Source organism: Roseomonas gilardii (assembly GCF_001941945.1).
GTDB lineage: Bacteria > Pseudomonadota > Alphaproteobacteria > Acetobacterales > Acetobacteraceae > Roseomonas.
In genome coordinates this window covers 453,223-477,359 of the sequence record NZ_CP015584.1, presented here as the reverse complement: position 1 = coordinate 477,359, position 24,137 = coordinate 453,223, and the positions used below count along the sequence as shown (strand labels likewise).

The window sequence follows — 24,137 nt, the reverse complement described above, 5'->3', positions numbered from 1 at the left end:
ATCAGGCGGGCTCCCTGACGGGCGGGGCCGCGGCGGGCCGGGGCCGGGCACCTCGCAGCGGCCGCGACGCGCCCAGCAGATGCAACAGCGCCGCGCTCAGCGCGAAGCCGCCCAGCGGCCAGGGGAAGAGCGGCGTGCGCGGGCGGGAGGAGATGCTGTCGAAGACCTGCGGCTCGATGCGGTCGATCTCCGCGTAGATGCCCTCCAGCGAGGCTCGGTCGGTGGCATGGAAGTGCCGTCCCCCGGTGGCCCTGGCCACCGCCTCCAGCGCCGGGATGTCCAGCGCCACCTCCCCCACCGCCTGGGGGTCCCCCATCGAGACCGTATAGATCCGCACGCCCATTCCCGCGGCGATCTGCGCCGCGCGCAGCGGCGGCACCTTGCTCCCGGTGTCGTTGCCATCCGTCAGCAGCACCAGCAGCCGCCCCTGCGCCTTGGCCTTCTCGAAGCTCTGCGCGGCCAGGCCGATCGCCTCACCGATCATGGTCTGCGGCCCGGCCATGCGCGGGGCCGTCTCGGCCAGCAGGGCCAGCACCGTGTCGTGATCGTCGGTGAAGGGGGCCAGGACGAAGGCGGCACTGCCGAAGACGATGAGCCCGATGCGGTCGCCCTTCCGCCGGGCGATGAAGTCGCGCAGCACGTCCTGCGCCGCCGCGACCCGACTCATCCGGCTGCCGTCCGGCGCAGCGAAATCCTCGGTTTCCATCGAGCCGGAGAGATCAAGGGCGAGCATCAGGTCGCGCCCGCTGGTCTGCCGGGTGACGGGAGGTTCGATCCGCACCGGATCGGCCACTGCCAGCACCAGCAGCGCCCAGGCGAGCAGTGCCAGCCCCGCCTGCCAGGCGCGCGGTCGTGGCGCGGGCGGCAAAGGCCGCGCTGCCTCGCCAGCCAGGCGCCGCAGTGCCGGCAGGCGCAGGGCACGCTGCTGGTCGCGCCAGGGAGGCAGCAGCCAGTGCAGCAGCAGAGGCAGCGGAAGCAGGAGCAGCGCCCAGGGATGGTCCAGGGCAAAGGCCCCGCCATCCAGGCCCAGCCTGTCAAACAGTCCGGTCATGGACGGGGCGATCATGCCGGGTGATCCAGCCGCGCGCGGCGGCTATGGCAACAGGGCCGGCAGCCTGGGCATCGGTCGGTCCGAGATAGGGAAGACGCGCCAGGGCCATGGCCTGCGCCTCGGACAGATGGGCGCGCGGGGCGGTGCGCCGCAGGAAGGCGGCCCAGTCGGCGCCGGTCAATCCGGCCACCGCCTCGCGCGGAAAGACGGCCAGGGCGGTGCGCTTGACCAGGGCCGGCAGGGGCGCGAACTCGCCCCGGGCCACCATCGCGTCCAGCGCACGTCGTGCCTCGCGGCGATAGGCCTCCCGCCGCCAGCGTTGCCAGCCTCGCCAGACCCCCCAGAGCAGCAACGCCAGCAGCAGCACGCCCAGCACTGCCCAGGCCGGCGTTGCCGGTGTCAGCGGAACCGGTGGCGGCAGGAGGATGTCGTGCATCCCTTGCAGGCTCGGCTGTGGCGGCAGGTCGGGGTTCATGGGAGTGGCGAAACCGTCATGGCATGCGCGCTATGAAGAGGCCGCCGCCACGCAGTCATTGCCCCGGCTGGTGAAAGCCTCGACACGACCGGCGGCGATCTCGAAGGTCACGCTGCAATCCCAGGTCTGCACGCTGGTGCCGCCACCCCAGCCTCCGCCCCAGCCCCAGCCGGGCGTGGCGTCCGCGGTGACGCGACGTCGCTCGTACTGCAGGAAACGGCGGTTCCCCGCCTCGAAGGTCCGGACCGGGACGCCGAGCGAGGCGACAAGATCGGCCTCGGGCCTGCCGACATAGGCATTCATCCGTTGCTCGAAGCCCTGTCGGGTTGCACAGGCACCGAGAAGCAGGACCCCGGCCAGCACGGACATGGCTGACCAGGAATGCGGGGGGCCGTGAAATCGCCTCATCATCGTTCCTCTCCCTGTTGCCGCGTGGTCTGTGCCTGTCCCAACAGGCGACGGAGCTGTGCGGCGGTTTCCAGCTCCGTGCCCAGTGGCAGGACAGGAATCTCGTGCCGGTGCCCGGTATGGCGCAGCATCGCGATCCGCCGCGCGAAACCGGCCGACACCGCTTCGCCCAGCCCGGAAGTGCCCGGGTCCAGCACTGCCGGCGAGCCGCCATCCGTCGCCACGCCGCGCCATGGTGCCGCCGGCAGGGCCCGTTCCAGCGGGTCGGAGATGGAGATGGCGACGACATCGTTATGCCGCGCGAGCCGGCCGGCAATCTCCGCCGTTCGGGCATCGGCGGAGAGCAGGTCGAAGACGATCAGCACCAGAGCATCGTGTTTCGCCAGCGCCTCGGCCCGCTCCAGCGCCGCGTTCAGCGCATCCGGGCTGGCAGGGGCGGGTGGGGCGGCGGGCAAGGCTGCGGCGCGGCGTACCACCGCGTCCAGCAGCCGCATCACCGCCGCGCGGCTACGGGCGGGGCGCAGCTCGTCGATGCCCTCTGCACCGGACAGCACCGCGCCCACCCGGTCCCCGGCGGCCAGGCAGCGCCAGGCGGCCAGCGCCGCGACCTCCGCCGCCGTGACGGACTTCACCACCCGCGCCGTGCCGAAGAACATGGCTGGGGAGAGATCCACCACCAACAATGTGGGGCGGTCGCGCTCCTCCGTGAAGACGCGGGTCTGTGGGCGGCCGGTGCGGGCAGTGGCACGCCAGTCCATCAGCCGCACGTCGTCGCCGGGGCGGTAGGCGCGCAGCTCCTCGAAGCTCAGCCCCCTCCCCCGGATGCGCGAGGCTCGCCGCCCTGCCAGCAATGAACGCACCGGCTGGCGCGAGCGGAAGGAAAAGCCGCGCGCCTCGTGTTGCAGCCGGATCAGGGAGTCCAGGCTGGCAGCGATCTCGGGCGGGAGGACGACCTGGGGCATCTCAGGCCACCGCCACCAGGGAGAGCAGCTTCGCGATCACCGCATCGGCAGCGACGCGGTCGGCATTGGCTTCGTAGCTGAGGACCAGCCGGTGCCGCAGCACGTCCGGCGCCACGTCGCGCACGTCGTCCGGCTCCACATGATCGCGCCCCTGCAGCCAGGCACGGGCGCGGGCGGCGCGGTCCAGGCCGATGGTGGCGCGGGGGCTGGCGCCGACCTCGATCCAGCGCGCCAGCTCCGCGTCGTAGTCGGCCGGCCGGCGCGTGGCGCAGACCAGTGCCACGACATAGTCGTCGATGGCATCCGCCACGTGCATCCGCGAAAGCTCCTCGCGCGCCCGCAGCACCGCCTCCTGCGGAACCGGCGCAGGCGGGGCTACAGGGGCGCCGGATCGCGCCGCCTGTTCCTCGCCGCGCACCAGGCGAAGCACCGACTTCTCGTCCGCATCGGACGGGTATCCCACGCTGGCATGCAGCAGGAAGCGGTCGAGTTGCGCCTCCGGCAGCGGATAGGTCCCCTCCTGCTCGATCGGGTTCTGCGTTGCCATCACCATGAAGAGAGGCGGCAGCCGGTGCGTGGTGCCAGCCACCGTGACCTGCCGCTCCTCCATCGCCTCCAGCAGGGCGGACTGCACCTTGGCCGGGGCGCGGTTGATCTCGTCCACCAGGATCAGGTTGCCGAAGACGGGGCCCGGCTCGAAGCGGAAGGTCCCGCCCTCCTGCGTCTGGTGGTAAACCTCGCTGCCGACCACGTCCGTCGGCAGCAGGTCGGGGGTGAACTGGATGCGGCGGAACTCCGCCTCCATCGCCGCGGCCAGCGACTTCACCGCCCGCGTCTTGGCCACCCCCGGCAGCCCCTCCAGCAGCACGTTGCCGTCGGCCAGCAGGGCGATCAGCAGGCGCTCGATCACCCGCTCCTGGCCGACGATGGCCGCGCCCATGCGCGCGCGCAGCGTCGCGAAGGCGTCGCGCGGCGAAGGGGCCGAGGTGGCGCCGGGGGCGGGGCCGTCCGTCATTTGCCCGTGCGCTGCGCCGCTTCGGTCAGGATCTTCAGATAGGCATCCACGTTGAAGGAGGCCGGCGCCTGCCGGGGCGGGAAGTCCTTGAAGGTGGACAGCCATCGCTGCGCCTCCTGCTGCGCAACCAGGATCAGGAAGGCGTTGGTGATCAGCCAGTGGTAGTAGTTGTTGGAATCGGTCGGCGCCCGCTCCATCGGGTCCATCTTCAGGTCGATGATGAGCGGCAGGCGCAGATGGACGAAGGGGTCCATCCAGACCCGGAAGCCGCGCGACCGCTGCTCGGCGAAGACGAACTTCCAACGGTCCTTGCGGATCGCCACCAGCTCGCCATCGTCGTTGAAGTAGAAGAACTCGCTGCGCGGGCTCGGCGTGTCGCCGGTCAGGGTGGGAAGCTGGTTGTAGCCGTCGAGATGGACCTTGTAGGTCTTGCCGCCCACGCTGTGCCCGGCCAGCAGTTTCTCCTTGATGTCCGGCACCCCGGCGGCCGCCAGCAGGGTCGGCATCCAGTCGTTGGCGCCGACGATGCCGGTGACGCGCTTGCCGGCCGGGATCTTCCCGGGCCAGCGGATGGCGCAGGGCACGCGGAACCCGCCCTCCCAGTTGGTGTCCTTCTCGCTGCGGAAGGGGGTGATGGCGCCGTCCGGCCATTCGTTGAAGTGCGGGCCATTGTCGGTGGAGTAGACGACGATGGTGTCGTTGGCGATGCCGAGGTCGTCCAGCTTCTTCAGGATCAGCCCGACATGGTCGTCGTGCTGCACCATGCCGTCCGCGTAGAAGTTCAGCCCGGTCTTGCCGTCGTAGCTCGGTGGGACGTGGGTGTAGACGTGCATCCGGGTGGCGTTGTGCCAGATGAAGAAGGGCTTGTTCACCTGGTGCTGCCGCTCGATGAAGTTGATGCAGGCGGCGGTAGTCTCCTCGTCGATCGTCTCCATCCGCTTGCGGTTCAGCGGTCCGGTATCCTCCACCCTTCCGTCGGCAAAGCTGCGGATGACGCCGCGCGGGCCCCAGCGGCGGCGGAACTCCGGGTCGCGCGGATAGTTCGGCCGCTCCGGCTCCTCCTCGGCGTTGAGGTGGTAGAGGTTGCCGAAGAACTCGTCGAAGCCGTGCTGGGTCGGCAGGAAGCGGTCCTTGTCGCCCAGGTGGTTCTTGCCGAACTGGCCGGTGGCGTAGCCCAGCGGCTTGAGCATCTCGGCGATGGTGGGGTCCTCGGCCTCCAGCCCGATATCGGCGCCGGGCGTGCCGACCTTGGTCAGCCCGGTGCGGATGGGCGCCTGGCCGGTGATGAAGGCGGCGCGGCCGGCCGTGCAGCTCTGCTCGCCGTAGTAGTCGCTGAAGGTCGCTCCCTCCCGGTGGATGCGGTCGATGTTGGGCGTGCTGAAGCCGGTGACGCCGCCATTGTTGAAGCTGATGTTCCACAACCCGATGTCGTCGCCGAAGATCACCAGGATGTTCGGCGGGCGGCCGGAGCCGGCGGCCGGGGTGGAAGTGGCTGGAGCGGGAGTTGGTGTCGCCGGACGCGGCGCCTGGGCCAGCGCCGGGCCGCCGCCGGCAACAGCCGTGGCCAGCCCGGCCACACCGCCGAGCAGCATGTCGCGCCGGTTGGTCTGGCTCTTGGCCGGTGTTCTGTCGGTCATGGCAGGTTCCTCTCCTGGGGAGTGGGTCGGCGGAGGCAGCGGAAGCCGAGATGGCTCATGGCACTGTCCACCATCTGCGGCTGCCGCGCGGCGGGCCGGTAGCGGCGGCAGTAGCTGGGCGCACAGAGGAAGGAACCGCCCTTCACCACCTTGCGCGGGATGCGGATGGCGGGCTGGCGAGGGTCGTAGCTGCCCTCAACGGGCGCGCCGCGAGGGTTCGCGGGCGCGCAGCAGAGCTTGCCCGGGTCGGCCGCGTGGCGGGCGGCGTACCAGTCCTCCGTCCATTCCCAGACGTTGCCCGTGACGTCGGACAGGCCGTAGCCGTTGGGCGGGAAGCTGCCGACCGGCGAGCTGCCGGCGAAGCCGTCGGCCGCGAAGTTGCGCCAAGGGAAAGGCCCCTGCCAGGTGTTGGCCATATGGACCCCGCCGGGGGTCATCTCCTCGCCCCAGGCGTACTCCGCGCCCTCCAGCCCGCCGCGCGCGGCGCGCTCCCACTCCGCCTCGGTCGGCAGCGCCTTGCCGGCCCAGGCGGCGTAGGCGGCGGCATCCTCGTGCGCCACATGCACCACCGGGTGGTCGTCGCGGCCATCGAGCAAGCTGCCCGGCCCCTCCGGACGGTTCCAGCAGGCGCCGGGCGTGTAGGACCACCAGTTGCGCACGTCCCGCGTATCGACCGGCCCGTCCGTCATGCGGAAGACCAGCGCGCCGGGGACCAGCAGCGCCGGGATGGCGTCGGGATAGAGGGCGGGGTCGAGCGGTCGCTCTGCCAGGGTGACGTAGCCGGTCGCGGTGACGAAGCGGGCGAAGGCAGCGTTGGTGACCGGGGTGGCATCCATCCAGAAGCCCGCCACCCGCACCGGATGCGCCGGACGTTCCTCGGCATAGTGGTGGTCGGAGCCCATGGTGAACCGCCCGCCGGGAATCCAGCGCATCCCCTCCGGTGCCGTCGCGGTCTCCGGGGCCTGGATGTCGCAGCATTCCGCCATGGGCCGCTCCTTCGGTTCAGGTCGGGAAGAGGAACTGCACGCCGAAGCGCAGGCCCCAGTCGGGTCCCTGGCTCGGCCGCTGGAGGTAGATACGTGGTCCGAAGAAGAGGCTGACCGGCATCCGGCCGATCTTCACGATCTGCGAGGCCGTGACGTTCAGCGGTACGGTGAACTGTCGCGTGGTCCAGTCGTAGGCGGTCTCGCTGGTCACGGTCAGGGTGAAGCCGCCCTCGAAATGCCGTGCCACGAAGGGTTGCACCGCGGTGAGGTTCATTTCCGGCCGCTCACGCGATGCCCCGAAGGACCAGAGGTGCGAGGCCAGCACACCAAAGGTCCACTGCGCCGTCTCCTGGACATAGATGCCGGTGGGGCCGGCGCCCCAGCGGCGGTTGCCGAGCTGGTCGTCCGTCGCCGTCGGGATGTGGATGACCGGGCCGAAGCCGAACTTCGGTGCGCCGGGCGCGGTCGGCGGGACGAAGAAGGCACTGAAGCTCGTATCGCCCAGGCCGGTGCGGTACTCGTCCCCTGTGACGGTGCTGCCGTGGTAGATGACGGGCAGGATCGTGCGGGTGATGACGCTCCAGCCGCCGCCGAGCGCGACGGGGATGACGGGCTGCACATTCAACGTGTTCTGCAGCGCGTTCTTCGGGCCGTTGCCGAAATCCATGTTGTTCTGCAATGGCACGCTGATGAGGTTGGCGATCGGGTCGGCCACCTGCTTCGCCAGCGCCTCCGCGCTCTGGCTAGTTTCCGAGGGGGGGCGCATCTGCGACCGCGCGGTGCCGGGCAGCAGGGCGGGGCACAGGGCGGCCAGCAGGATGGCCGTGCGCCGGACGGGGTGGCAGCGCATGAGATTGCTCCTCGCTGGGCCTTGCCGGGGGCGCATGGCGTCAGCCACCCGGTGGCGGCACCGCCACCCAGCTCACCGTGCCGCCCTGCATCACGGGCTGCAGCCAGTCCTGGCCGCAGCGGTCGAAGGTGATCGGTCCCCGCTTCGTCTCGCTGCAGTCGGCGAGCGGCTCCGCGAAGCGGGTGCCGTAGGCGTAGCGCACCCCCGGTGGCAGGGGAGGCTGGGCCGCAGCGGGCGCCGGCTGGGCTCCTTCCGAGACCTGGGCCGCGTCGGCGACGGCATCCTGCGCCCGCTGCGCCGATCCCTGGGCTTGGTTGGCAGCGCCTTGGGCCTGGCTGGCGGCACCCTGGGCCTGGCGGGCCGCCTGCTGCGCCTGGTCGGCGGCCTGCCGTCCCGCCGCGGTCGTGCTGCTGCCCGAGGGCTCCTGCACCACCACGGTGGTCGGCGCGGTCGTGGCCGGCCGGGTGGCGTCGACGATCGCCCCCGTCACCAGCCCGGCCGCGGCGCCGGCCACCAGCCCGCCGACGATGGCATTGCCGGCATCCCAGCCGCCATCGACATAGACGGGATAGCTCCAGCCGCCGACCGGTGGAGGCGGCGGGCGGAAGCCCGGCCCGGGAGGCGGCCGCGGGGGTGGCCCATGCGGGGCGAAGCCGGCGCCGCGGGGCAGGCGCGGGGCCCCACCGCCGGGGTGCAGCCCGGGGCGGTTGCCGCGCCCGGCCACGACGGTGTTGCCGGCATTCACCGTCACCCGGTTGCCGCCGCGGATTTCCTGGCGCTGCGACACGCGCTGGCGCTGGATATCGGGCGCCCGGCCAGCCCGTTGCGGCCGCTGGCGTGCCGGTCGTTCCCCGGCATGCGGCAGCGGGTGCTGTGCGCCGGTATGAATGCCGCCGGCTGGAGGGTGGAAGCCACCGGCCTGGGGATGGAAGTTGCCGGCCGGTGGGTGGAACCCCCCCGCGGGAGGATGGAAGCCACCGGCTGGCGGGTGGAACCCGCCGCCCGCGAAGCCGCCGTGGAAGCCTCCTCCGCCATGGAAGCCGCCCCCGCCCAGCCGCGCCTGGGCGGAAGCGGCCAGGCCGATCCCGAGCGCCAGGGAGAGAAGGCCGAAGGGTCGGCAGGTCATGGCTGCCCTCCCTGGATCACGAAGGGGATCTCCCGCGCGCCGGGCGGCGGGGTGAAGCGGAACAGGCTGTCCGCGATCTGCGGCCCCAGGCGCCACTCGTCGAAGCGCATCACCGTACGAAGCCCGCCGCGCCGCACCGCGGCCAGCAGCGGCAGCGCCGCCGGCGTCTGGTCCAGCCAGATCTCCCAGTCCACCTCGCCGCTGCGCAGCAGCAGGTGCCAGACGGGCCGGCCGGAGACCTCGGAGGGCGAGACGACCGCGCCGGAAGTCCCCTCGGCCAGTCTCGCATAGGGATCGGTGCCGAGCAGCAGCCCGATGTCGAGCGGTAGCCGCAGCCGCTCCTGCAGCAAGGTGGTCAGCCCGTCGATCGTCGGCGGCGCGTCCATGCGCGCGAAGGCGCCCTGGGCGACGGCGTGCACCGCCACCTGTCGCCCGTCATAGTAGACATCGGCCAGCACCGCGTCGCCGCGCAGGTCGGCCCGCAGCCGGTTCGGCCGGTGCAGCGCGAGCGTCAGGTCGGAGATCAGCGTCGCCACCCGCCCGTCGGCCAGCCGCACCTCGCGCAGGGAGGTACAGTCCACGGCGAGGGTGGCGGCGCGGGACAGGCTTTCCGACATGCGGCGGAGCAGCGCCTCCGCCTCCGGGGCCAGGCCGTCCGGAACGGGCTGGGCGAGGGACCGGCCGCCCGCGCCCGCCATGACGAGCCCGGCGGCGGATGCCAGGACGCGCCGGCGATGCAGGCCGATCCCATCGGGCCGGATCATGCGGATGTCGTTGCCACCCACGGCCTCCTCCCTTGCCTCGCCTTCCCGGCGCGGCATTCAGAACACGCCCGACAGTCGGAAGTAGACGGCCCCACCCTCGGGCCGGTTGCGGACGCCGAATTCCGGCGCCCAGTTCAGGTTCGCGTTGATGTGCGCATTGCCGAGCTGGAAGGCGTAGCGGGCCAGCGGCCCGACCGAGAAGGAGCGGCCGCGGAAGCCGTCGAGCCGGTTGGCCAGGCCGCCGCGATCGTCGCTGATCTGGTACAGGGCGGCGCCGAAGACGCCGAGGCCGAAGCCGCCCCCCACGTCCAGCGTGACGGAGGCGTCGAGATGTGTCACGGTCCCGCTGGTGTAGTCCGTCTTGGTGTTGCGGGTGTTGAAGTCGATGCCGCCGTTGACGGAAACATCAAGGCCAGGGCGGATGTAGCTGTAGGCGAGCGTCGGCGTGAAGGTCCAGTAGTTCAGGCCGACCACCGCGATGTCGTCCGCGTCGTATTCGCCCGTAGGGGCGAAGACGTCGAGCCGTGCCTGCGCGAAATGGCTGCCGTTATGATAGCCCAGCATGAACGGCGTCAGCACGACATCGCCCAGGCCGGACACGCTCTGGCGCAGGTTGCGCGCTCCCGCGAAGGCCTCGGCCCAGACGAAGCCGACCGGGATGTTGATACTGAAGCCAACGGTGAACGGGCCGAGATCGAGCCTGGGGATATAGACGGCACCGAAGCTCGTGCTGAACAGTTCGATCTTAAGCCCGGCGGAGAGGGTCCGGCCGATCGGCACCGACAGCGACCGGCTGGCGGAGCCGGAATAGTAGACGTTGGTGTTGAGCCAGTAGACGCCCGGCTCCGGCGGGACGACGCCTGCGGCCGGCGCGCCGAAGGCGCCGATGACATAATGACCGAAGCCGCCCTCGGTGGCATAGGCCTCACGGCCTCCTTGAACAGCGGAGCCGAGGAGCACGATGGTGAGGACACACAGATCCGGACGCCAGGAACGGTCTTTCAGCAGCATGGCGAACCACTCCATCCTTTCGTCTGGACGATCCTTTGGTGCCCCATCCCGCGAGACGGGATGCTGTGTCGGACACGGAAAGATCTAGAGGACGTCGCAGGCGGAATGCGATCAGGCTTTTCGATGATTCATCGAGAAAAATCGCCGTATTCTCGTATCAGGGTTTTACCCTGGATCAGATCGAGATGATCTTATTGCGCAGTGCATAATGCACCAGGTCGACCACCGAGTGGACACCGAGCTTGCGCATTACCGCAGCACGATGGGTCTCGATTGTCTTGACGCTGACCCCCAGCCGTGCCGCCATCTCCCTGGTCCGCATTCCCTCCGCGAGCAGCTGCACGATCTCGCGCTCTCGGGCTGTCAGCACCTCCTGTGTGCCGACTGTTCCATCAGTCGGCGTCGCCCGGAGAAAGCCTTCCAGGATGGTTTCGTTGACTTTCCAGTTGAAATAGGGTCGATGCGAAGCCAAGGCCTCGACCGCAGCGACCAGCGAGCGCCCTGTGTCGGATTTCAGCAAATAGCCTCTGGCACCAGCGGCAAGAACTTCGCGAATCAACTGCTCGCTCTCGTGCATGGTGAAGATCAGAACCTCGGTGCCAGGCGAGACCTTGCGGATCAGCCGCGTTGCCTCCAGTCCGTTCAGCAGCGGCATGAAGACGTCAAGGATAGCGATGTCAGGCGTGAGATCTTTCGCCATCTCCGTCGCGTCCTGCCCGTTCGTCGCTTCGCCGCAAACCTCCCAGCCCGGTTGTGCCTCGATCAATGCACGTAATCCGTGCCGCACCACATCGTGGTCATCGGCCACCAGGATACGCACCGGCTTTGATCTCTCCACATGCGCTCTCCCTGTCAGCGTTTCTCCAATCTTGGCAGGAGTGAAGGCAGCCCCCCTGTTTTGGACGTCATTTCCGAACGCTTTCGAGCCCTGAACTCCCCCTGGAAGAGCCGCAAGGAAGTCTTTGCAGTTTTGAATCGTTTTACCTAGTCTGAAATCCGGTAAAACCCTGAGAAGGTGCGGGAAGACACCTGAGTGATCAGTCGGAGGTCGAATTGCCGTGCCGGGACGGGAGAGACCAGAAGAAGCCAACTTTCGAGATAAAGCAGAACACACACGGAAAGGTGATTTTCTGCCTTGGGTGCGTAGCATCCGCCCCTTCCAGATCTGACCACGGCTTCGACAATACGGAAACAGTGACATGAGCGAGGAAGCCCTGTCACGCCCGGCGAGCCGCCTGTACCAAGGTGTCCGTGCCAAGCGGACCCGCGTCTGTGTCGCACTGGCCATCACGATTGCTGTGGCAGCTATCGGTTTCCATCTTGCGGCACGGCACCTATCCGATGAAAGCCGGTACTATGAGCAGGCCGGCATGATCGCACGTGATGTCAGTGCCGCTGCTGAACGTGTGATCCTGGCAAGCCGAACGCGGGTGGAAGTGCTTTCAAAGCTGGAGAGTCTGCGCCAGGAGCATTTTGCCGAGTTCGATACACAGCTACGAGACATACCTCACTCGGAGGAAAGCTGGTTCATCGTGTATGACCAGACTAGGAAAGTCCTGATCAACACACTTCGTCCTTATGGCTATCCTGATCTGCCAGATGTGACTGCGAGCAGGCCGGAAGCAAAGGAATTCATCAGCAAGTTCATCCGCAACGGTCACACAATCATTGGAAGCCTTCAGTGGGCTCCTGTTGCGCAAACCTATGCCATTTACGTGACGACGCCTGTTTCCGCCACCGGAGACCGCCACTACGGCTTGCTGGAGGCTATTCGGCAATCGGCTTTTGTCAACATTCTGCCCGATATTCGCTTTCCGGCATCCTGGTCCGGTGGAATCATCGATTGGCAAGGCAAGAACATCGCGAACTCCGGTGGCCCGGAAGTGCGGTCCGCAGATGCGGCTGTAGCGGGCCTCATCTTCGAGACCGCCACGCGCCAGGACAAGCAGCGCTTGCTGATCCGCCGCCATGGACTGCGTATCCACGAAGCTGTGCTTCATCGTTCGAGTGCGACCCAATGGATCAGCTTTGTCCAGATGAACCGATTCGATCCTACGTTGCGCCTTGTCATGTTGCTGGCAGCCTTGGCCACAGCCGGGCTCATTGCGGCCTATGCTGCCGACCTTGGCCTCGTGGTGGTCAGAAGGGAGATACTGGCCTCGGTCCAAGGACTGACGACGGCCCTGCGTGTCGCGTTGGAGCGGCATGCTGTGACAGAGCAGCAACTCAACAGGTTCTGGGACCAGTCGGCGGACGCGCTGTGCATCCTTCGTATCGCATCAGGCGGAGCCATTTACCTCGAGGCCACGAACCGTACCTTCCTCCAGTTCATGCATGTGTCGCATATGCGCCGGCGGAACCTGGATTGGGATCAAATGGATGAGGAACGTGCGACCCTGCTGCGTCGCTGCCTTGACCAACAGCTACCCCCGGGACACACGCGCCGCTGCCTACGGCAAGTGCGCGAGGAGGGGAAAATCCGCAACTACGAGATTCGCCTTTCTGCACAGAGGGCATCGGTTTTCGTCTCTATCCGAGATGTCACGGAAATTGCCCAGGCCAAATCAAACCTACGCCGAATTGGTGCCCAGCTGCTGGCGGCGCAGGATAGCGAACGGCGACGTATCGCCCGAGACCTGCATGACAGTACGGCGCAACTCTTGTCCGCAGCCAGCATGTACCTGGCAAGGGCACAAGCGGCTGTCCCGTCCCCGACAGTCCATATCTCGGATGCGCAGGAATTGATCGAGCGTAGCCAGCAGGAAATTCGTACCATCGCCTACGTCCTGCACCCTCCGCTCCTGGAGGAGCGGGGACTTGGTGCGGCACTCGGCTGGTACTCGGGACGTTTAGCGCGACAGGCTGACATTGCCATCGATGTGTTCGTCGATGACAATGTCAGCGCCGCACGACCAGCTCCGGAGATCGAGCTCGCCTTGTTCCGAATAGCTCAGGAAGCTCTGTCGAACGCGATCCGGCATTCCGGTTGTTCAGCTGTCCGTATCGCCTTGAACTCGGAGGCTGGAGGATTGCTCCTGCGCGTGAAGGACAATGGACAAGGACTGCCGCACCCGGTTGCGATGCATGACTCTGGTAATAGTGCTGTCATTGAGTTTGGGATCGGAATTTATGGTATGTCAGAGCGGATTCGGCAGCTCCGTGGTTGGCTCAACATTCAGGAAGCTAAGCCAAGCGGAACGCTGGTAGAGGCCTGGATTCCTGAACTCCAGTGATGCTGCGTGAATACGGATGGTGGATGGGCGTTGCCTGCTACTTACCGCTGAAGTGCAGGGCGAAAGACCATAATCCCTTGCGGCCAGCAAGACCAAAGGGTGCGTGCGATGATCATGGAGGCAGTCCAACGGGATTTTCCGTGAGAAACGATCAGCGCCGATTGCGGGGCAGCATCAGTGCCATGGGCATGACCGGCACAATCGAAACGAGCAAGCTCTAACTCGCTCCAAAAGCCCTGAAGCTCCTCCTCCCCGTCACCTCGTACACGATCCCGGCTTCGGCCAGCGGGGTCGGTTGCGGGCCAGACCGGCGCGGTGCCCAGGGCGGCATGCTACCGTCCGCTAATCGATATCCCGACGGACCGGCTTCATATTCCCGACATAAGGTGGCTCCGTCTGGTTTGGAAAGGGAACGCCAGAATGTTGCTCAGGGCCTATGGTGATCTGGGCGCAGTTCAGGTTCTGGGATCATACTCTCCCAGGGAAAGCTCGTACTTGCTGAGCTGGTCAGGGGGCAGGAATCGCTTCTCCAGTTCGAGGACCGCCGGAAAACCAGTCAGCTCCAGATAGGCGAAGGTGTCCTGTGGCCTGGCCTTGGCATCTGCCATGAAGTCATTGAACGCATCGGCGCCCCGTTCGCGATAATCGGACAGGAATCGCTGCATCATGATCTGCGCCACCTTGGAAATGGAGACGTTGTAGGTCGCAACGCCCATCTCTCGATACTCCGTATGCGTCAGGGGCGGCCGGACGGAGCTCGCATTGATGTAGATATCGGTACCCGGGAACGCCTCCACCACACGCCGCATCTCTTCGCGACTCTGCAGCGCCATCACCATCAACATATCCACCCCGGCCTGCAGATAGGCCTCGCAGCGCCGCAGGACCTCGTCCACGCTGCCACCAACCGCGGCGCGGGAATCGGTGCGGGCGATCACGACGACATCTGGATCCAGCCTATCCCGCGCCGCGCAGGCCGCGCGGTACTTCGCCACGGCTTCCGGGATCGGGATGACCTCGACACCCTTCGTGAAGCCACAGCGCTTCGGGAAAGACTGATCCTCCAGGAAGAAACCGGCGGCACCGGCGATGATGAACTCGTGCACCGCCCGGGTGGTGTTGACCACGTTGCCGAAGCCCGTTTCACAATCAGCAATGACCGGGATGGTCACCGCTTGGCAGACGCGGCGAATGTTCTCGGCCACCTCCGTCAGGGTCATCAGCCCGGCGTCGGGCATCCCCAGGATATGGGCTGACGCCTGAGACCCGGAGATGCCGAACAGGCGGAACCCGGCCGCTTCGGCCAGTTGCGCGTGATGTGGCGTTGCTCCGGAGATCCATGGCAGCGGACGTGGATCCTCGCGGAGCTGGCGGCGCAGTTCCGTGCTCATCCGCCCCTGGACGACGGTCTCGCGCAAATGCATGGCCCAAGCCTCCCATATAGCTCCTTCGGCCATTGTGTTGACATTTATCCCCCAAAATCAATGGTTGTTTCGGGATATCCCGAGAAAATAGCGTTCCTTCCCTTAAAAATGTTGACACATCTCGCCTACTCCACATGATGGCTCCCCAAGCTCGCCGACCGGCATCAGCCGGCGCCCGGTACAGGCAGGCAGCAAGGGAGAGGTCCATGTCCATCAGAAATCCAGCCGAGGCCGCGTTTGGCGCAGCGATGCTTCTGCTCGCCATCGCCGTCCTGGCCAGCACCGCTTCCATCCCCTCGGGCTTCAGCTACGACGCGGTCGGGCCACGCCTGTTTCCCAGCATCATGGGGATTGGCCTGCTGCTGGCATCCCTCGGGATCATCGCGGATTCCATCGGCCGGCGCAGCCGTGTCGCGACGACACCGACGGAACCGTCCGGACCGGGGGTGGACTGGAAGCCTGTCGCGGTGATCTCCGCGGGACTGCTGCTGGAAGCGGCGCTAATCGAGACGCTCGGCTGGATCCCTTTGACCGCCACATTGTTTGCCGCTGGCGCATGGGCGTTCGGCAACCGGCGCCTGTGGCTGAACCTGCTGATCGGGTTCGTCTTCGGCGGGCTGATCCTGTTCGCCTTCGATGCGGGCCTGGGACTGGACCTGCCATTGGGCGCGCTTGCCCCGTTGTTTCAGCAGGGCTGAGGACGCACACCAATGGAAACGTTCCTCGCCCTGATGCATGGCTTCAGTGTAGCCCTGCTGCCGGCCAACCTGTTCTGGGCCTGCGTCGGCGTCACGCTGGGCACCGCCATCGGCGTCCTCCCCGGCATCGGTCCCGCGACCACCGTGGCCTTGCTGATGCCGATGACGCTGGGGCTGGAGCCAGTGTCCGCCTTCATCATGTTCGCCGGCATCTACTACGGCGCGCAGTATGGCGGCTCCACGGCTTCCATCCTGCTCAACACGCCTGGCGAGGCTGGGGCCATGATGACCGCACTGGACGGCAACGCCATGGCCCGCAAGGGACGCGGTGCGCAGGCCCTGGCCACTGCCGCCATCGGCTCCTTTATCGCCGGCACCATCGCCACGGCCGGCCTGACGTTCGCAGCACCACTGCTGGTGGAAGTGGCGCTGCGCCTTACCGCTCCCGATTACTTCGCGCTGATGATCCTGTCGTTGGCCACCGTCACTGCCGTGCTCGGGCGCTCCGTCTTCATGGGCATGGCGGCGCTGTTCATTGGCCTTCTGCTGGGCGCGGTAGGGATGGATCCGCAGACCGGACAGGCACGCTTCACCTTCGGCATTGTGGAATTGTTGGATGGCATCGATACCGTGGTGGTCGCGGTCGGCCTCTTCGCGGTGGGCGAGACCCTCTATGTCGCGGCCAAGGAAGGTGGTGCGCCGGACAAGATCCATGCCCTGCGCGGTTCGATGTGGATGAGCCGGGAGGACTGGCGCCGGTCCTGGAAACCATGGCTGCGCGGCACGTTGATCGGCTTTCCCATCGGCGCCATGCCGGCGGGTGGCAGCGAGATCCCGACCATCCTGTCCTACACCACCGAGAAGCGCCTCTCACGGAACCCGCAGGAATTCGGAGAGGGTGCCATCGAGGGTGTGGCCGGGCCGGAAGCCGCAAACAACGCCTCGGCGGCCGGCGCGCTGGCACCCCTCCTGGCGTTGGGCCTGCCGACCTCCACCACCGCCGCCGTGATGCTGGCCGCCTTCCAGCAATACGGGCTGCGGCCAGGCCCCATGCTGTTCCAGAGCAACGGGGAGCTGGTCTGGGGCCTGATCGCCAGCCTTTATGTCGGCAACGTGCTGTTGCTGGTGCTGAACCTGCCCATGGTGGGATTGTGGGTGAGGCTGCTCTCCATTCCCAAGCCCTGGCTTTATGGCGGCATCCTGGTCTTCGCGACGCTCGGGACCTACAGCCTCAACGGCAATCCCTTCGATCTCGTGCTGCTCTGGGGCATCGGCATGCTCGGGCTGGTGCTGCGCCTGCTCGACGTTCCGGTGGTGCCGGTGATCCTCGGCCTGATCCTGGGCCCGATGATCGAGCAGCAGATGCGCCGCGCCCTGGCCGTCAGCCAGGGAGACTGGAGCGTCTTCGTCACTCATCCGCTCTCCGGCAGCCTGCTTCTGCTGGCCCTGATCCTGGTGCTGGCCCCGGCGGTGCTGCGGCTGCTGCGCCGGCGCCCCGCGGGGGCTATCCATCCTTGATCTTCCAGACGGAGTGCCGGGCATGACCCAACGTCGCCTTTACCGCCAACTGCTTCTCGAACGTGCCGCCCATATCGTGCCGGGCGTCTACGATGCGCTTTCCGCCCGCCTCGCCCACCGGGCCGGCTTCAGGGTGATCGGTGCTGGCGGCTACGCCGCCATCGGATCGACCCTGGGGCAGCCGGATATGGGCCAGTCGAACATGCGTGACATGGCGGAGCATTATGGCCGCATCTGCGCAGCGGTCGATGCTCCCGTAACCGTCGACGCGGATACCGGCTTTGGCGGCGTGCACAACGTGACCCAGGCCGTGCGCAGCTTCGAGGCCGCGGGGGCCGCCGGCATCATGATCGGCGACCAGACTTTCCCCAACCGCTGCGGCTACCTGCCCGGCAAGTCCGTGGTGCCCATAGACGAGATGCTGGCCAAGATCCGTGCCGCCGTGGCAGCCCGCCGTGATCCGGACATGGTGATCATCGCCCGTACCGACGCCCGGAGCGTGCTGGGGCTGGAGGAGGCCCTGATGCGCTGCCGCCTCTTCCTGGACGCGGGCGCAGACCTTGCCAAGCCGCAGACAGTGGACCGGACGGATGAGATCGCCCGCGCCATTGCCGAAGTGCCATGCCCGTTCATGGCGACGCTGTCACAGGCCGCGGGCCGTGCGCGAGTGGATATCGCCGACCTGCGCGCGCTGGGCGTCGCCGCCGTCAGCATGCCGTCGATCGGCCTCTTCGCCGCCGCACAGGCCGTCGGCACCGTGCTGGAAGACCTGGCATCGACCCAGTCCTTGGCGGCCGTCGAGGATCGGCTGATGCCGCTCGATGCCTATTATGACCTCGTGGGCCTGGATGACGTGCAGGCGGCGGAGGAGCGCTTTCAGGCGGAAGCGTCGCGTTTGCTGCGGCCGCACGCCATCGCCTGACACCACGAACAAGCAGGGAGGATACAGAAAATGACCATGACCCGTCGCACCATGCTAGGCGCAACCCTCGGTGCCACGTTCGGCTCGATTCTGGTGCGGGAGGCGCTGGCGCAGGCGATACGCGTCCTCGACGTCACGGTGCCAGGTGGCCCTGGCAGTGGGTTGGACCAGGTGGCCCGTGCCATCGAGGATGCGGTACGACACGACCATCTGGCACCGGCCGTGCGCGTCAACAACGTCCCTGGCGGAGGTGGCATGGTTGCCATCTCACAATTCGTAACCAGCAAGCGCGGCAATGCACAAGCTGTGGTTGTGCAGGGAGCGGGCACCGTGTTCTTCCCCCTGACCAACAAGACACCGGTATCGCTGGCGGATGTCCGGCCTTTGGCGCGGTTGGCTGGTGAATACGAGGTGATCGTGGTGCGGGCGGACTCGCCGATCCGCTCGTTCCAGGATCTGATCCAGCGCTTCAAGTCCGATCCCGGTTCCATCGCATGGGGCGGCGGTTCCCCAGGCTCGACGGAGAACATCTTCTTCGCGCGCATCGCCAAGATCGCCGGAGTGGACCTGAAGCGCCTGAACTTCATTCCACACCCCAATACCGGAGAGGTCGTGATCTCCGCCCTCAGTGGTCAGGTCAGCCTGGTTGGTGGCGGCATGCAGGACTTCATCACCCAGGTAGAGGCCGGCAAGATGCGGTTGCTGGCCGTGGCGGCCCCGGAGCGGCTGCCGGGGCTGGAGGCACCAACGCTGCGCGAGATGGGCTACGACATCATCTTCGCGAACTGGCGCGGGGTATCCGTCCATCCCTCCCTCACCGAGGAGCAGGCGAAGGGCCTGTCCGAATTCTTTGCCAAGCTGGTGCAATCACCACGATGGCAGCAGATCATGAAGGACCGCGGCTGGCTGGACCTCTATATGCCCGAGGCTGAGTATCAGGCCTTCATCAAGGAGGAGGCACGGCAGGCACGTGAGATCCTGAGCGAGCTGGGCATGGCCGTTTGATGAGCACAGGCGCCGTGGCTTCCTCGTGCTTGCGGAGCAGCCCGCTCCCATACGGGTTGGCGGCGCCACAGCTGCGCCGGGTCTCGGCCCCATGACGCGCAACGGCCTTCCGGCGAGCCCAGTGCATTGCTATGTCGGATCGGTGCGTTCGAGAGCCGTCCAGGAGCCTGCCTTGTCCGATCCTGCCGTCCCTTTGCCCAGTGAGGATGACGCCGACGCGCAGGGCACGCTGGCGGAACAATTGTTTCGCCGGCTGACCGAGGCGATCCTGCGCGGCGATTTGCCGCCGGGCTCCAAGATCAGCGAGCCTTTGCTGGCACAACGCTATGGTGTCAGCCGCGGCCCGTTGCGTGAGGCGTTGCACCGCTTGCAGGAGAGGCGGCTGATCACGCGCTCAGCGAACCAGGGCGCGCGGGTGGTGGAAGCGACGCCCGCGATGCTGGACAGCATCTTTGCCGTCCGCGAAGTGCTGGAGGGCCTTGCCGCGCGGGAGGCTGCCACACGCATGAGCGAACGGGAGTTCGGCATGTTGCGGGAAACCGTGTCGCGCCATGAAGCTCAGCTGGCCGGGAAGCTGCCGCCCGAGCATACGGCGCTGGGCAGCGCCGACCACGACTTCCACTTCATCATCGCACGGGCCAGCGGCAATCCACTGTTGATCGAGATGCTGTGCGAGCAGTTCTACCCGCTCTTGCGGCTCTACCGCAGCCGCAGGGATAGCCTGGCGCTTCGGACGAGAGCGCTTGTCGAACACCGCCGGATCCTGGCAGCGATTGAGGAGAAGGACGCGGAACTGGCCGAGATCCTGATGCGCCGTCACATCGCTGGGGCAAGGCGCCGGCGCAGCGAGGCACTCGATGGCGTTCAAACAGATAAAGGTGGCATGGAGATGAAAGCAACATCAGCAGCGTAATTAGGGTCTGTTAGCGTCTGAGCCAGTCGAGTGCGGCGGCGAGTTGAAGGACAGCGAGGAAGGAGGAGGCGGTCTTCTCGTATCGGGTAGCCACGGCACGCCACTCCTTGATCCTGGCCCAGAGACGCTCGACGAGGTTGCGATTGTTGTAGATCCAGTCCCGGCAGGCGACAGGGGCCTCGTTGCGCCCGGTGGCCCAGCAGCCGCTTCCACACGCTCAGGCGGCTCCAGCGAATGAAGGTCTGGGCAGTCATCCACCATGGCCCCGGCTCCTCCGGCAGCGCCCGCAACTTCGCTCCGTTGTCGTGCCGCCAGATGATCGCGCTGACCGTCCGTCGCAGGTGCTGTGGCGGCACCTTGGCGGCCGGGCGCCACGCCTCGATCAGCGGTTCCAGAACCGCCCACTGCCCATCCGTCAGCCCCATCCCGCCCTCCCTAAAGTCAGGAGAACGCCCATCCCTCGCATAGCGTTCAGGCGCTAACAGACCCTAACCTCAGCCGGACTTCTTCGGGAACGGGTTCCTCACCGTCACGCCGCGCCAGACGAAGCCGTCCTGCATATCCTCCGACAGCAGCAGGCGGCATTCAGCCTGTGCCGCGGCGGCGAGGATCACGGCATCCCAGCTGGCAAGGTGGTGCGCCACCGCCAGCTCCATCGCGTCGGCCAGCACGGCGGCGGTCGTGTCGAAGACCGTATAGGAGTCGATCCATTGCCGTGCGGCAGCCCTGGCCTGAGCCGCCGGCCAGCGTGCCTTGCGGGTCAGCACCGTGAACAGCTCCGCAACCACCTGGATCGGCAGGATCACCTCGTCGCCGACCAGTTCCCGCACCACCTGCAGGGCGGCCTGCCTGCGCTCCGGGCCGTTGACGCCCTCCGCGTAGGCCAGAACGTTGGTGTCGAGGGCGACCCGCACCCTCAGCGCTCGTAGAGGTCGTCCCGGTGCCAGGGGCCGACATCGGTCACGGACTGCGCGGCCAGCCGCTCCAGCAGAGCCGAGCGGGTCTGCTCTCGGGAGGCGTCAGCCGCGTCGAAGGGCACAATCCGCGCCACGGGCCTGCCATGGTTCGTTACGACGAACGACTGACCTGAGCGAACCTCCCGGAGCAGCTGGGAGAAGCTGCGGTTCGCCTCGGCGGCGGAGATCATCTGGTCCATGGCTGTTCTCAGGTAGTGAATATAACTACATTAACAATGACGGCGTCGTGCCGCAACGCCCTGTCCTCGGCTGAAGGTGGAGGGCGGTCATTCCCAGGCGACGATCAAGGCAGGCCCGAAACTCCCTACCGGGGCTTGAAGTCGCCGAACCAGTACGCCGCAGTGACCCCACCATCCATGAGGAAACCGCTTCCCGTGATGAAGGCTCCATCGGGGCCCAGGAGGAGTGCGCCGACGGCGCCCACCTCGTCCGGGGTACCGGCCCGTCCCGCGGCGGACAGCTCCATCACCCGACGGTAGCCCAGCCCGCGCGGCCCCCTCAGCTCGTCGTTCGCCAGTTGGGTCATGATGATGCCGGGGCTGATCGTGTTGACCCGGGCACCACGCTTTCCCCAGCGCACCGCCTCGGCCATGACACGCAGTGAGTTGCCGCGCTTGGAAAGCTGGTAGGCGTGCAGCGAGTCCCTGACCTCGCCAGGCTGCAGCATAGGCAGGGTCAGCAGCTTCTCCGTGGGCGTGGTGGCCAGCAAGGCGCTCTGCTCGGCGGAGAGCGGCGGCAAGCGGTGGCCTGACTGCGATGCGATGACCACGCCCGCGCCGCCGCAGGCGATGACGTCACCGAACAGCTCGAGCACGAGTGCCGTTCCGTAGAGGTCGACCTTGAGGATGGCGTCCGGTGGTGCCTGCGAGGGAGACACACCAGCCGCGTGGATGAGGTTTACCACCTGGCCCAGGGCTGTCGCTGTCCCGACCAGGGTGCCAACCGAGGCACGCGACGATACGTCCACCTTCGTCGTGGACACCTCGAACCCGGCGTCGGACAGGATCCGGGCAGCTGCCTTGGCGCTCTCCGCCCGCAGGTCGGCTAGCAGGAGGTGCTTGCCGGAACCTACACGACGCACGATGGCCTGGCCGATGGAGCCGGTGCCGATCAGGACGATAACGTTCTTCACGCTGCCTCTCCAGCCGGGGTTCCCACTACGGGCGCCACGGTCATCAGAGATCCTGTGCCGTGGGGCGGAACAGGATCTCGTTGATGTCCACCTCGTCCGGCTGGCCGATGGCGAAGGCGACCACGCGGGCGAAGCTGTCGGCCGGAATGGCGACCTGATCGTAGAAGTCGGCGATGCCGCGGGCCACGTCCGGCTCGTTGACGCTCTGCGGCAGCTCCGACTGTATGGCGCCAGGGGAGATGATCGTTGTGCGGATGTTGTAGGGCTTGACCTCCTGGCGCAGCCCCTCGGAAAGCATCCGCACCGCGGCCTTGGTGGCTGCGTACACGGCGCTGCCCGGCCGGACCTTGTAGGCGGCGACGGATGACACATTGATGATGTGCCCGCTTTTCTGCCGTATCATGTGCGGCAGCGCCGCCGCGATGCCGTAGAGTACCCCTTTCAGGTTGACGTCGATCGTCCGGTCCCAGTCATCGACCTTGCGTCGCTCAAGCGGTGAGTGCGGCATCAGGCCGGCATTGTTCAGCATCACGTCAATCCGGCCGTGCGTCGTGACTGCGACATCGACCAGCGCCTTCACCTGCCCGGCGTCGGTCACGTCCGTCGCCACCGCCGCCCCGGCGCCGAGGCCGAGTTCGGCCGCGAGCGCCTGGAGCCGGTCGTCCCGGCGGGCACCCAGCACCAGCTTGGCGCCCTGCACCGCCAAGTGGCGGGCAGTCGCTTCGCCAAGTCCGCTGGACGCGCCGGTGATGACGACGACCTTGCCCTCGATACCCTGTGTCATGATCCTGTCTCCCCTCGTTCAGCGGCCGACCCGGGCCTGCAGGTGCGCCGGGTAGCGGTCACCCTGGACGGTGATACCCGACAGGGCCGCCTCGATCGTCCGGAGGTCGTCGGCCGTCAGCGTGATGTTGGCGGCGCCCAGGTTCTCCTCCAGGCGGTGCAGTTTGGCGGTGCCCGGAATGGGCACGATCCAGGGCTTCTGCGCGAGCAGCCAGGCCAGCGCGATCTGCGCCGGCGTCGCCTGCCGCGCGGCGGCGATCCGCCCTAACGTGTCCACCAATCCCTGATTGGCCTGCCGGTTCGCCGCCGAGAAGCGCGGCACGAGATTGCGGAAGTCCGACTGGTCGAAGCGGGTGTCAGAGTCGATCGCGCCGGTGAGGAACCCCTTGCCGAGCGGGCTGAACGGCACGAAACCGATGCCAAGCTCCTCCAGCAGCGGCAGGATCTCTCTCTCGGGCTCGCGCCACCACAGTGAGTACTCGCTCTGCAGCGCCGCCACCGGCTGCACGGCGTGGGCACGGCGGATCGATTCCGCCCCGGCTTCGGACAGGCCGAAGTGTTTCACCTTGCCCTGCTGGATCAGCTCCCTGACCGTGCCGGCGACGTCCTCCATCGGCACGTCGGCATCGACGCGGTGCTGGTAGAACAGGTCGATGCGGTCGGTCCGCAGCCGCTTCAACGCGGCCTCCGCCACCGCGCGGATGCGCTCCGGCCGGCTGTCCTGGCCCTTGCCGGCGTCACCGTCCCGGAAGCCGAACTTGGTGGCGATCACCACCTGGTCGCGGACCGGTGTCAGCGCCTCGCCGAGCAGTTCCTCGTTGGCGCCCTGGGCGTAGGCCTCGGCCGTGTCGAAGAACGTGACCCCGTGCTCGAAGGCGGCGCGGATGAGACGGATGGCCGCTTCCCTCTCGGTCGCCGGGCCGTAGCCGTAGCTCAGGCCCATGCAGCCGAGGCCGAGGGCGGAAACCTGGAGGCCGCTGGCCCCGAGTGTGCGTATCTGCATGATTCCTACTCCGATGGTCTGTCGATTTCGGCGAAAGCAGCCCGCAGCACGGGCACCGCCGTAGAAGGCAAGATGGGTGACGAGTTCGGCCAGTTCGTCCTGCGTTACCCCGTTGGCGAGGGCGCGGCGGACATGGCCTGGCAATTCGTTCTGGCGGTAGCCGGCGACCAGCGCCGCCACCGTGAAGAGGCTGCGATCCCGCTTCGAGAGGCCGGAACGCCTCGCGCTGGACCCAACCGAGCCC

The 24,137-nt window shown here is 67.2% G+C and carries 23 protein-coding genes and 2 pseudogenes; 6 read left to right on the top strand and 19 right to left on the bottom strand.

The window, feature by feature from the left end; all coding sequences use genetic code 11:
- Position 1 precedes the first annotated feature (1 nt).
- The 12 genes from RGI145_RS21680 to RGI145_RS21625 form a co-directional block, all read right to left on the bottom strand.
- A complete protein-coding gene (locus RGI145_RS21680; RefSeq protein ID WP_075800800.1) occupies positions 2–1,051 on the bottom strand; it encodes a vWA domain-containing protein in 1,050 nt (349 codons plus the stop codon).
- Positions 1,035–1,526: a DUF4381 domain-containing protein gene (locus RGI145_RS21675; protein ID WP_083671343.1), complete on the bottom strand. Its 492-nt coding sequence runs from the start codon at positions 1,524–1,526 to the stop codon at positions 1,035–1,037. The genes RGI145_RS21680 and RGI145_RS21675 overlap by 17 nt, the downstream gene beginning before the upstream one ends.
- A gap of 30 nt (positions 1,527–1,556) precedes the next feature.
- Entirely contained in the window at positions 1,557–1,937 is a 381-nt protein-coding gene (locus RGI145_RS21670) for a hypothetical protein (RefSeq protein ID WP_156878718.1), read from the bottom strand.
- Positions 1,934–2,896 carry a DUF58 domain-containing protein gene (locus RGI145_RS21665; protein WP_075800590.1) on the bottom strand — a complete coding sequence of 321 codons (963 nt, stop codon included), beginning with the start codon at positions 2,894–2,896 and terminating at the stop codon, positions 1,934–1,936. The genes RGI145_RS21670 and RGI145_RS21665 overlap by 4 nt, the downstream gene beginning before the upstream one ends.
- A gap of 1 nt (position 2,897) precedes the next feature.
- Entirely contained in the window at positions 2,898–3,911 is a 1,014-nt protein-coding gene (locus RGI145_RS21660; protein ID WP_075800589.1) for an AAA family ATPase, read from the bottom strand.
- The gene (locus RGI145_RS21655) at positions 3,908–5,548 is read right to left on the bottom strand and encodes an arylsulfatase (protein ID WP_075800588.1); all 1,641 of its coding nucleotides are present in this window, start codon (positions 5,546–5,548) and stop codon (positions 3,908–3,910) included. The genes RGI145_RS21660 and RGI145_RS21655 overlap by 4 nt, the downstream gene beginning before the upstream one ends.
- Positions 5,545–6,534: a formylglycine-generating enzyme family protein gene (locus RGI145_RS21650; RefSeq protein WP_075800587.1), complete on the bottom strand. Its 990-nt coding sequence runs from the start codon at positions 6,532–6,534 to the stop codon at positions 5,545–5,547. The genes RGI145_RS21655 and RGI145_RS21650 overlap by 4 nt, the downstream gene beginning before the upstream one ends.
- 16 nt (positions 6,535–6,550) lie before the next feature.
- Positions 6,551–7,384 carry a transporter family protein gene (locus RGI145_RS21645; protein WP_075800586.1) on the bottom strand — a complete coding sequence of 278 codons (834 nt, stop codon included), beginning with the start codon at positions 7,382–7,384 and terminating at the stop codon, positions 6,551–6,553.
- 40 nt (positions 7,385–7,424) lie between these two features.
- Positions 7,425–8,510 carry a hypothetical protein gene (locus tag RGI145_RS21640; protein ID WP_075800585.1) on the bottom strand — a complete coding sequence of 362 codons (1,086 nt, stop codon included), beginning with the start codon at positions 8,508–8,510 and terminating at the stop codon, positions 7,425–7,427.
- The gene (locus RGI145_RS21635) at positions 8,507–9,295 is read right to left on the bottom strand and encodes a DUF2092 domain-containing protein (RefSeq protein ID WP_167668398.1); all 789 of its coding nucleotides are present in this window, start codon (positions 9,293–9,295) and stop codon (positions 8,507–8,509) included. Before RGI145_RS21635 ends, RGI145_RS21640 begins: the two co-directional genes overlap by 4 nt.
- 36 nt (positions 9,296–9,331) lie before the next feature.
- A complete protein-coding gene (locus tag RGI145_RS21630) occupies positions 9,332–10,285 on the bottom strand; it encodes a SphA family protein (protein ID WP_167668396.1) in 954 nt (317 codons plus the stop codon).
- Positions 10,286–10,460: 175 nt separating this feature from the next.
- Positions 10,461–11,105 carry a response regulator gene (locus RGI145_RS21625; protein ID WP_237183322.1) on the bottom strand — a complete coding sequence of 215 codons (645 nt, stop codon included), beginning with the start codon at positions 11,103–11,105 and terminating at the stop codon, positions 10,461–10,463.
- Positions 11,106–11,484: 379 nt separating this feature from the next.
- Here RGI145_RS21625 and RGI145_RS21620 point away from each other — a divergent pair, with 379 nt between their 5' ends.
- Positions 11,485–13,518, top strand: a complete 2,034-nt coding sequence (locus tag RGI145_RS21620) for a histidine kinase (RefSeq protein WP_083671338.1) — start codon at positions 11,485–11,487, stop codon at positions 13,516–13,518.
- Positions 13,519–13,973: 455 nt separating this feature from the next.
- On the opposite strand, the gene RGI145_RS21615 is transcribed toward RGI145_RS21620, so the two are convergent.
- Positions 13,974–14,942 (bottom strand): isocitrate lyase/PEP mutase family protein, encoded by a 969-nt coding sequence (locus RGI145_RS21615; protein ID WP_075800580.1) that lies wholly within the window; start codon positions 14,940–14,942, stop codon positions 13,974–13,976.
- A gap of 206 nt (positions 14,943–15,148) precedes the next feature.
- Here RGI145_RS21615 and RGI145_RS21610 point away from each other — a divergent pair, with 206 nt between their 5' ends.
- From RGI145_RS21610 to RGI145_RS21590, 5 genes are all read left to right on the top strand, one after another.
- Positions 15,149–15,640: a tripartite tricarboxylate transporter TctB family protein gene (locus RGI145_RS21610; RefSeq protein WP_167668394.1), complete on the top strand. Its 492-nt coding sequence runs from the start codon at positions 15,149–15,151 to the stop codon at positions 15,638–15,640.
- 12 nt (positions 15,641–15,652) lie between these two features.
- Positions 15,653–17,158, top strand: a complete 1,506-nt coding sequence (locus tag RGI145_RS21605) for a tripartite tricarboxylate transporter permease (protein WP_075800578.1) — start codon at positions 15,653–15,655, stop codon at positions 17,156–17,158.
- A 22-nt stretch (positions 17,159–17,180) separates the two neighbouring features.
- On the top strand, positions 17,181–18,080 hold the full coding sequence (locus RGI145_RS21600; RefSeq protein WP_075800577.1) for an isocitrate lyase/PEP mutase family protein: 900 nt from the start codon (positions 17,181–17,183) through the stop codon (positions 18,078–18,080).
- A gap of 36 nt (positions 18,081–18,116) precedes the next feature.
- Positions 18,117–19,085, top strand: coding sequence for a Bug family tripartite tricarboxylate transporter substrate binding protein (locus tag RGI145_RS21595; protein ID WP_167668392.1), 969 nt, complete (start codon positions 18,117–18,119; stop codon positions 19,083–19,085).
- A gap of 172 nt (positions 19,086–19,257) precedes the next feature.
- Positions 19,258–19,998 (top strand): GntR family transcriptional regulator, encoded by a 741-nt coding sequence (locus tag RGI145_RS21590; RefSeq protein ID WP_208864015.1) that lies wholly within the window; start codon positions 19,258–19,260, stop codon positions 19,996–19,998.
- A 10-nt stretch (positions 19,999–20,008) separates the two neighbouring features.
- Here RGI145_RS21590 and RGI145_RS24790 read toward each other — a convergent pair.
- The 6 genes and pseudogenes from RGI145_RS24790 to RGI145_RS21555 all read right to left on the bottom strand — a co-directional run.
- Positions 20,009–20,423 (bottom strand): annotated as a pseudogene (locus RGI145_RS24790) (transposase).
- A 69-nt stretch (positions 20,424–20,492) separates the two neighbouring features.
- Positions 20,493–20,912, bottom strand: a complete 420-nt coding sequence (locus tag RGI145_RS21575; protein ID WP_075800574.1) for a PIN domain-containing protein — start codon at positions 20,910–20,912, stop codon at positions 20,493–20,495.
- 2 nt (positions 20,913–20,914) lie between these two features.
- Positions 20,915–21,154, bottom strand: coding sequence for a type II toxin-antitoxin system Phd/YefM family antitoxin (locus RGI145_RS21570; RefSeq protein ID WP_075800573.1), 240 nt, complete (start codon positions 21,152–21,154; stop codon positions 20,915–20,917).
- 125 nt (positions 21,155–21,279) lie between these two features.
- Entirely contained in the window at positions 21,280–22,107 is an 828-nt protein-coding gene (locus tag RGI145_RS21565; RefSeq protein ID WP_075800572.1) for an SDR family oxidoreductase, read from the bottom strand.
- 43 nt (positions 22,108–22,150) lie between these two features.
- On the bottom strand, positions 22,151–22,891 hold the full coding sequence (locus RGI145_RS21560) for an SDR family oxidoreductase (RefSeq protein WP_075800571.1): 741 nt from the start codon (positions 22,889–22,891) through the stop codon (positions 22,151–22,153).
- A gap of 18 nt (positions 22,892–22,909) precedes the next feature.
- A pseudogene (locus RGI145_RS21555) lies at positions 22,910–24,100 on the bottom strand (aldo/keto reductase); the annotation flags it as partial.
- Between the last annotated feature and the right edge of the window lie 37 nt (positions 24,101–24,137).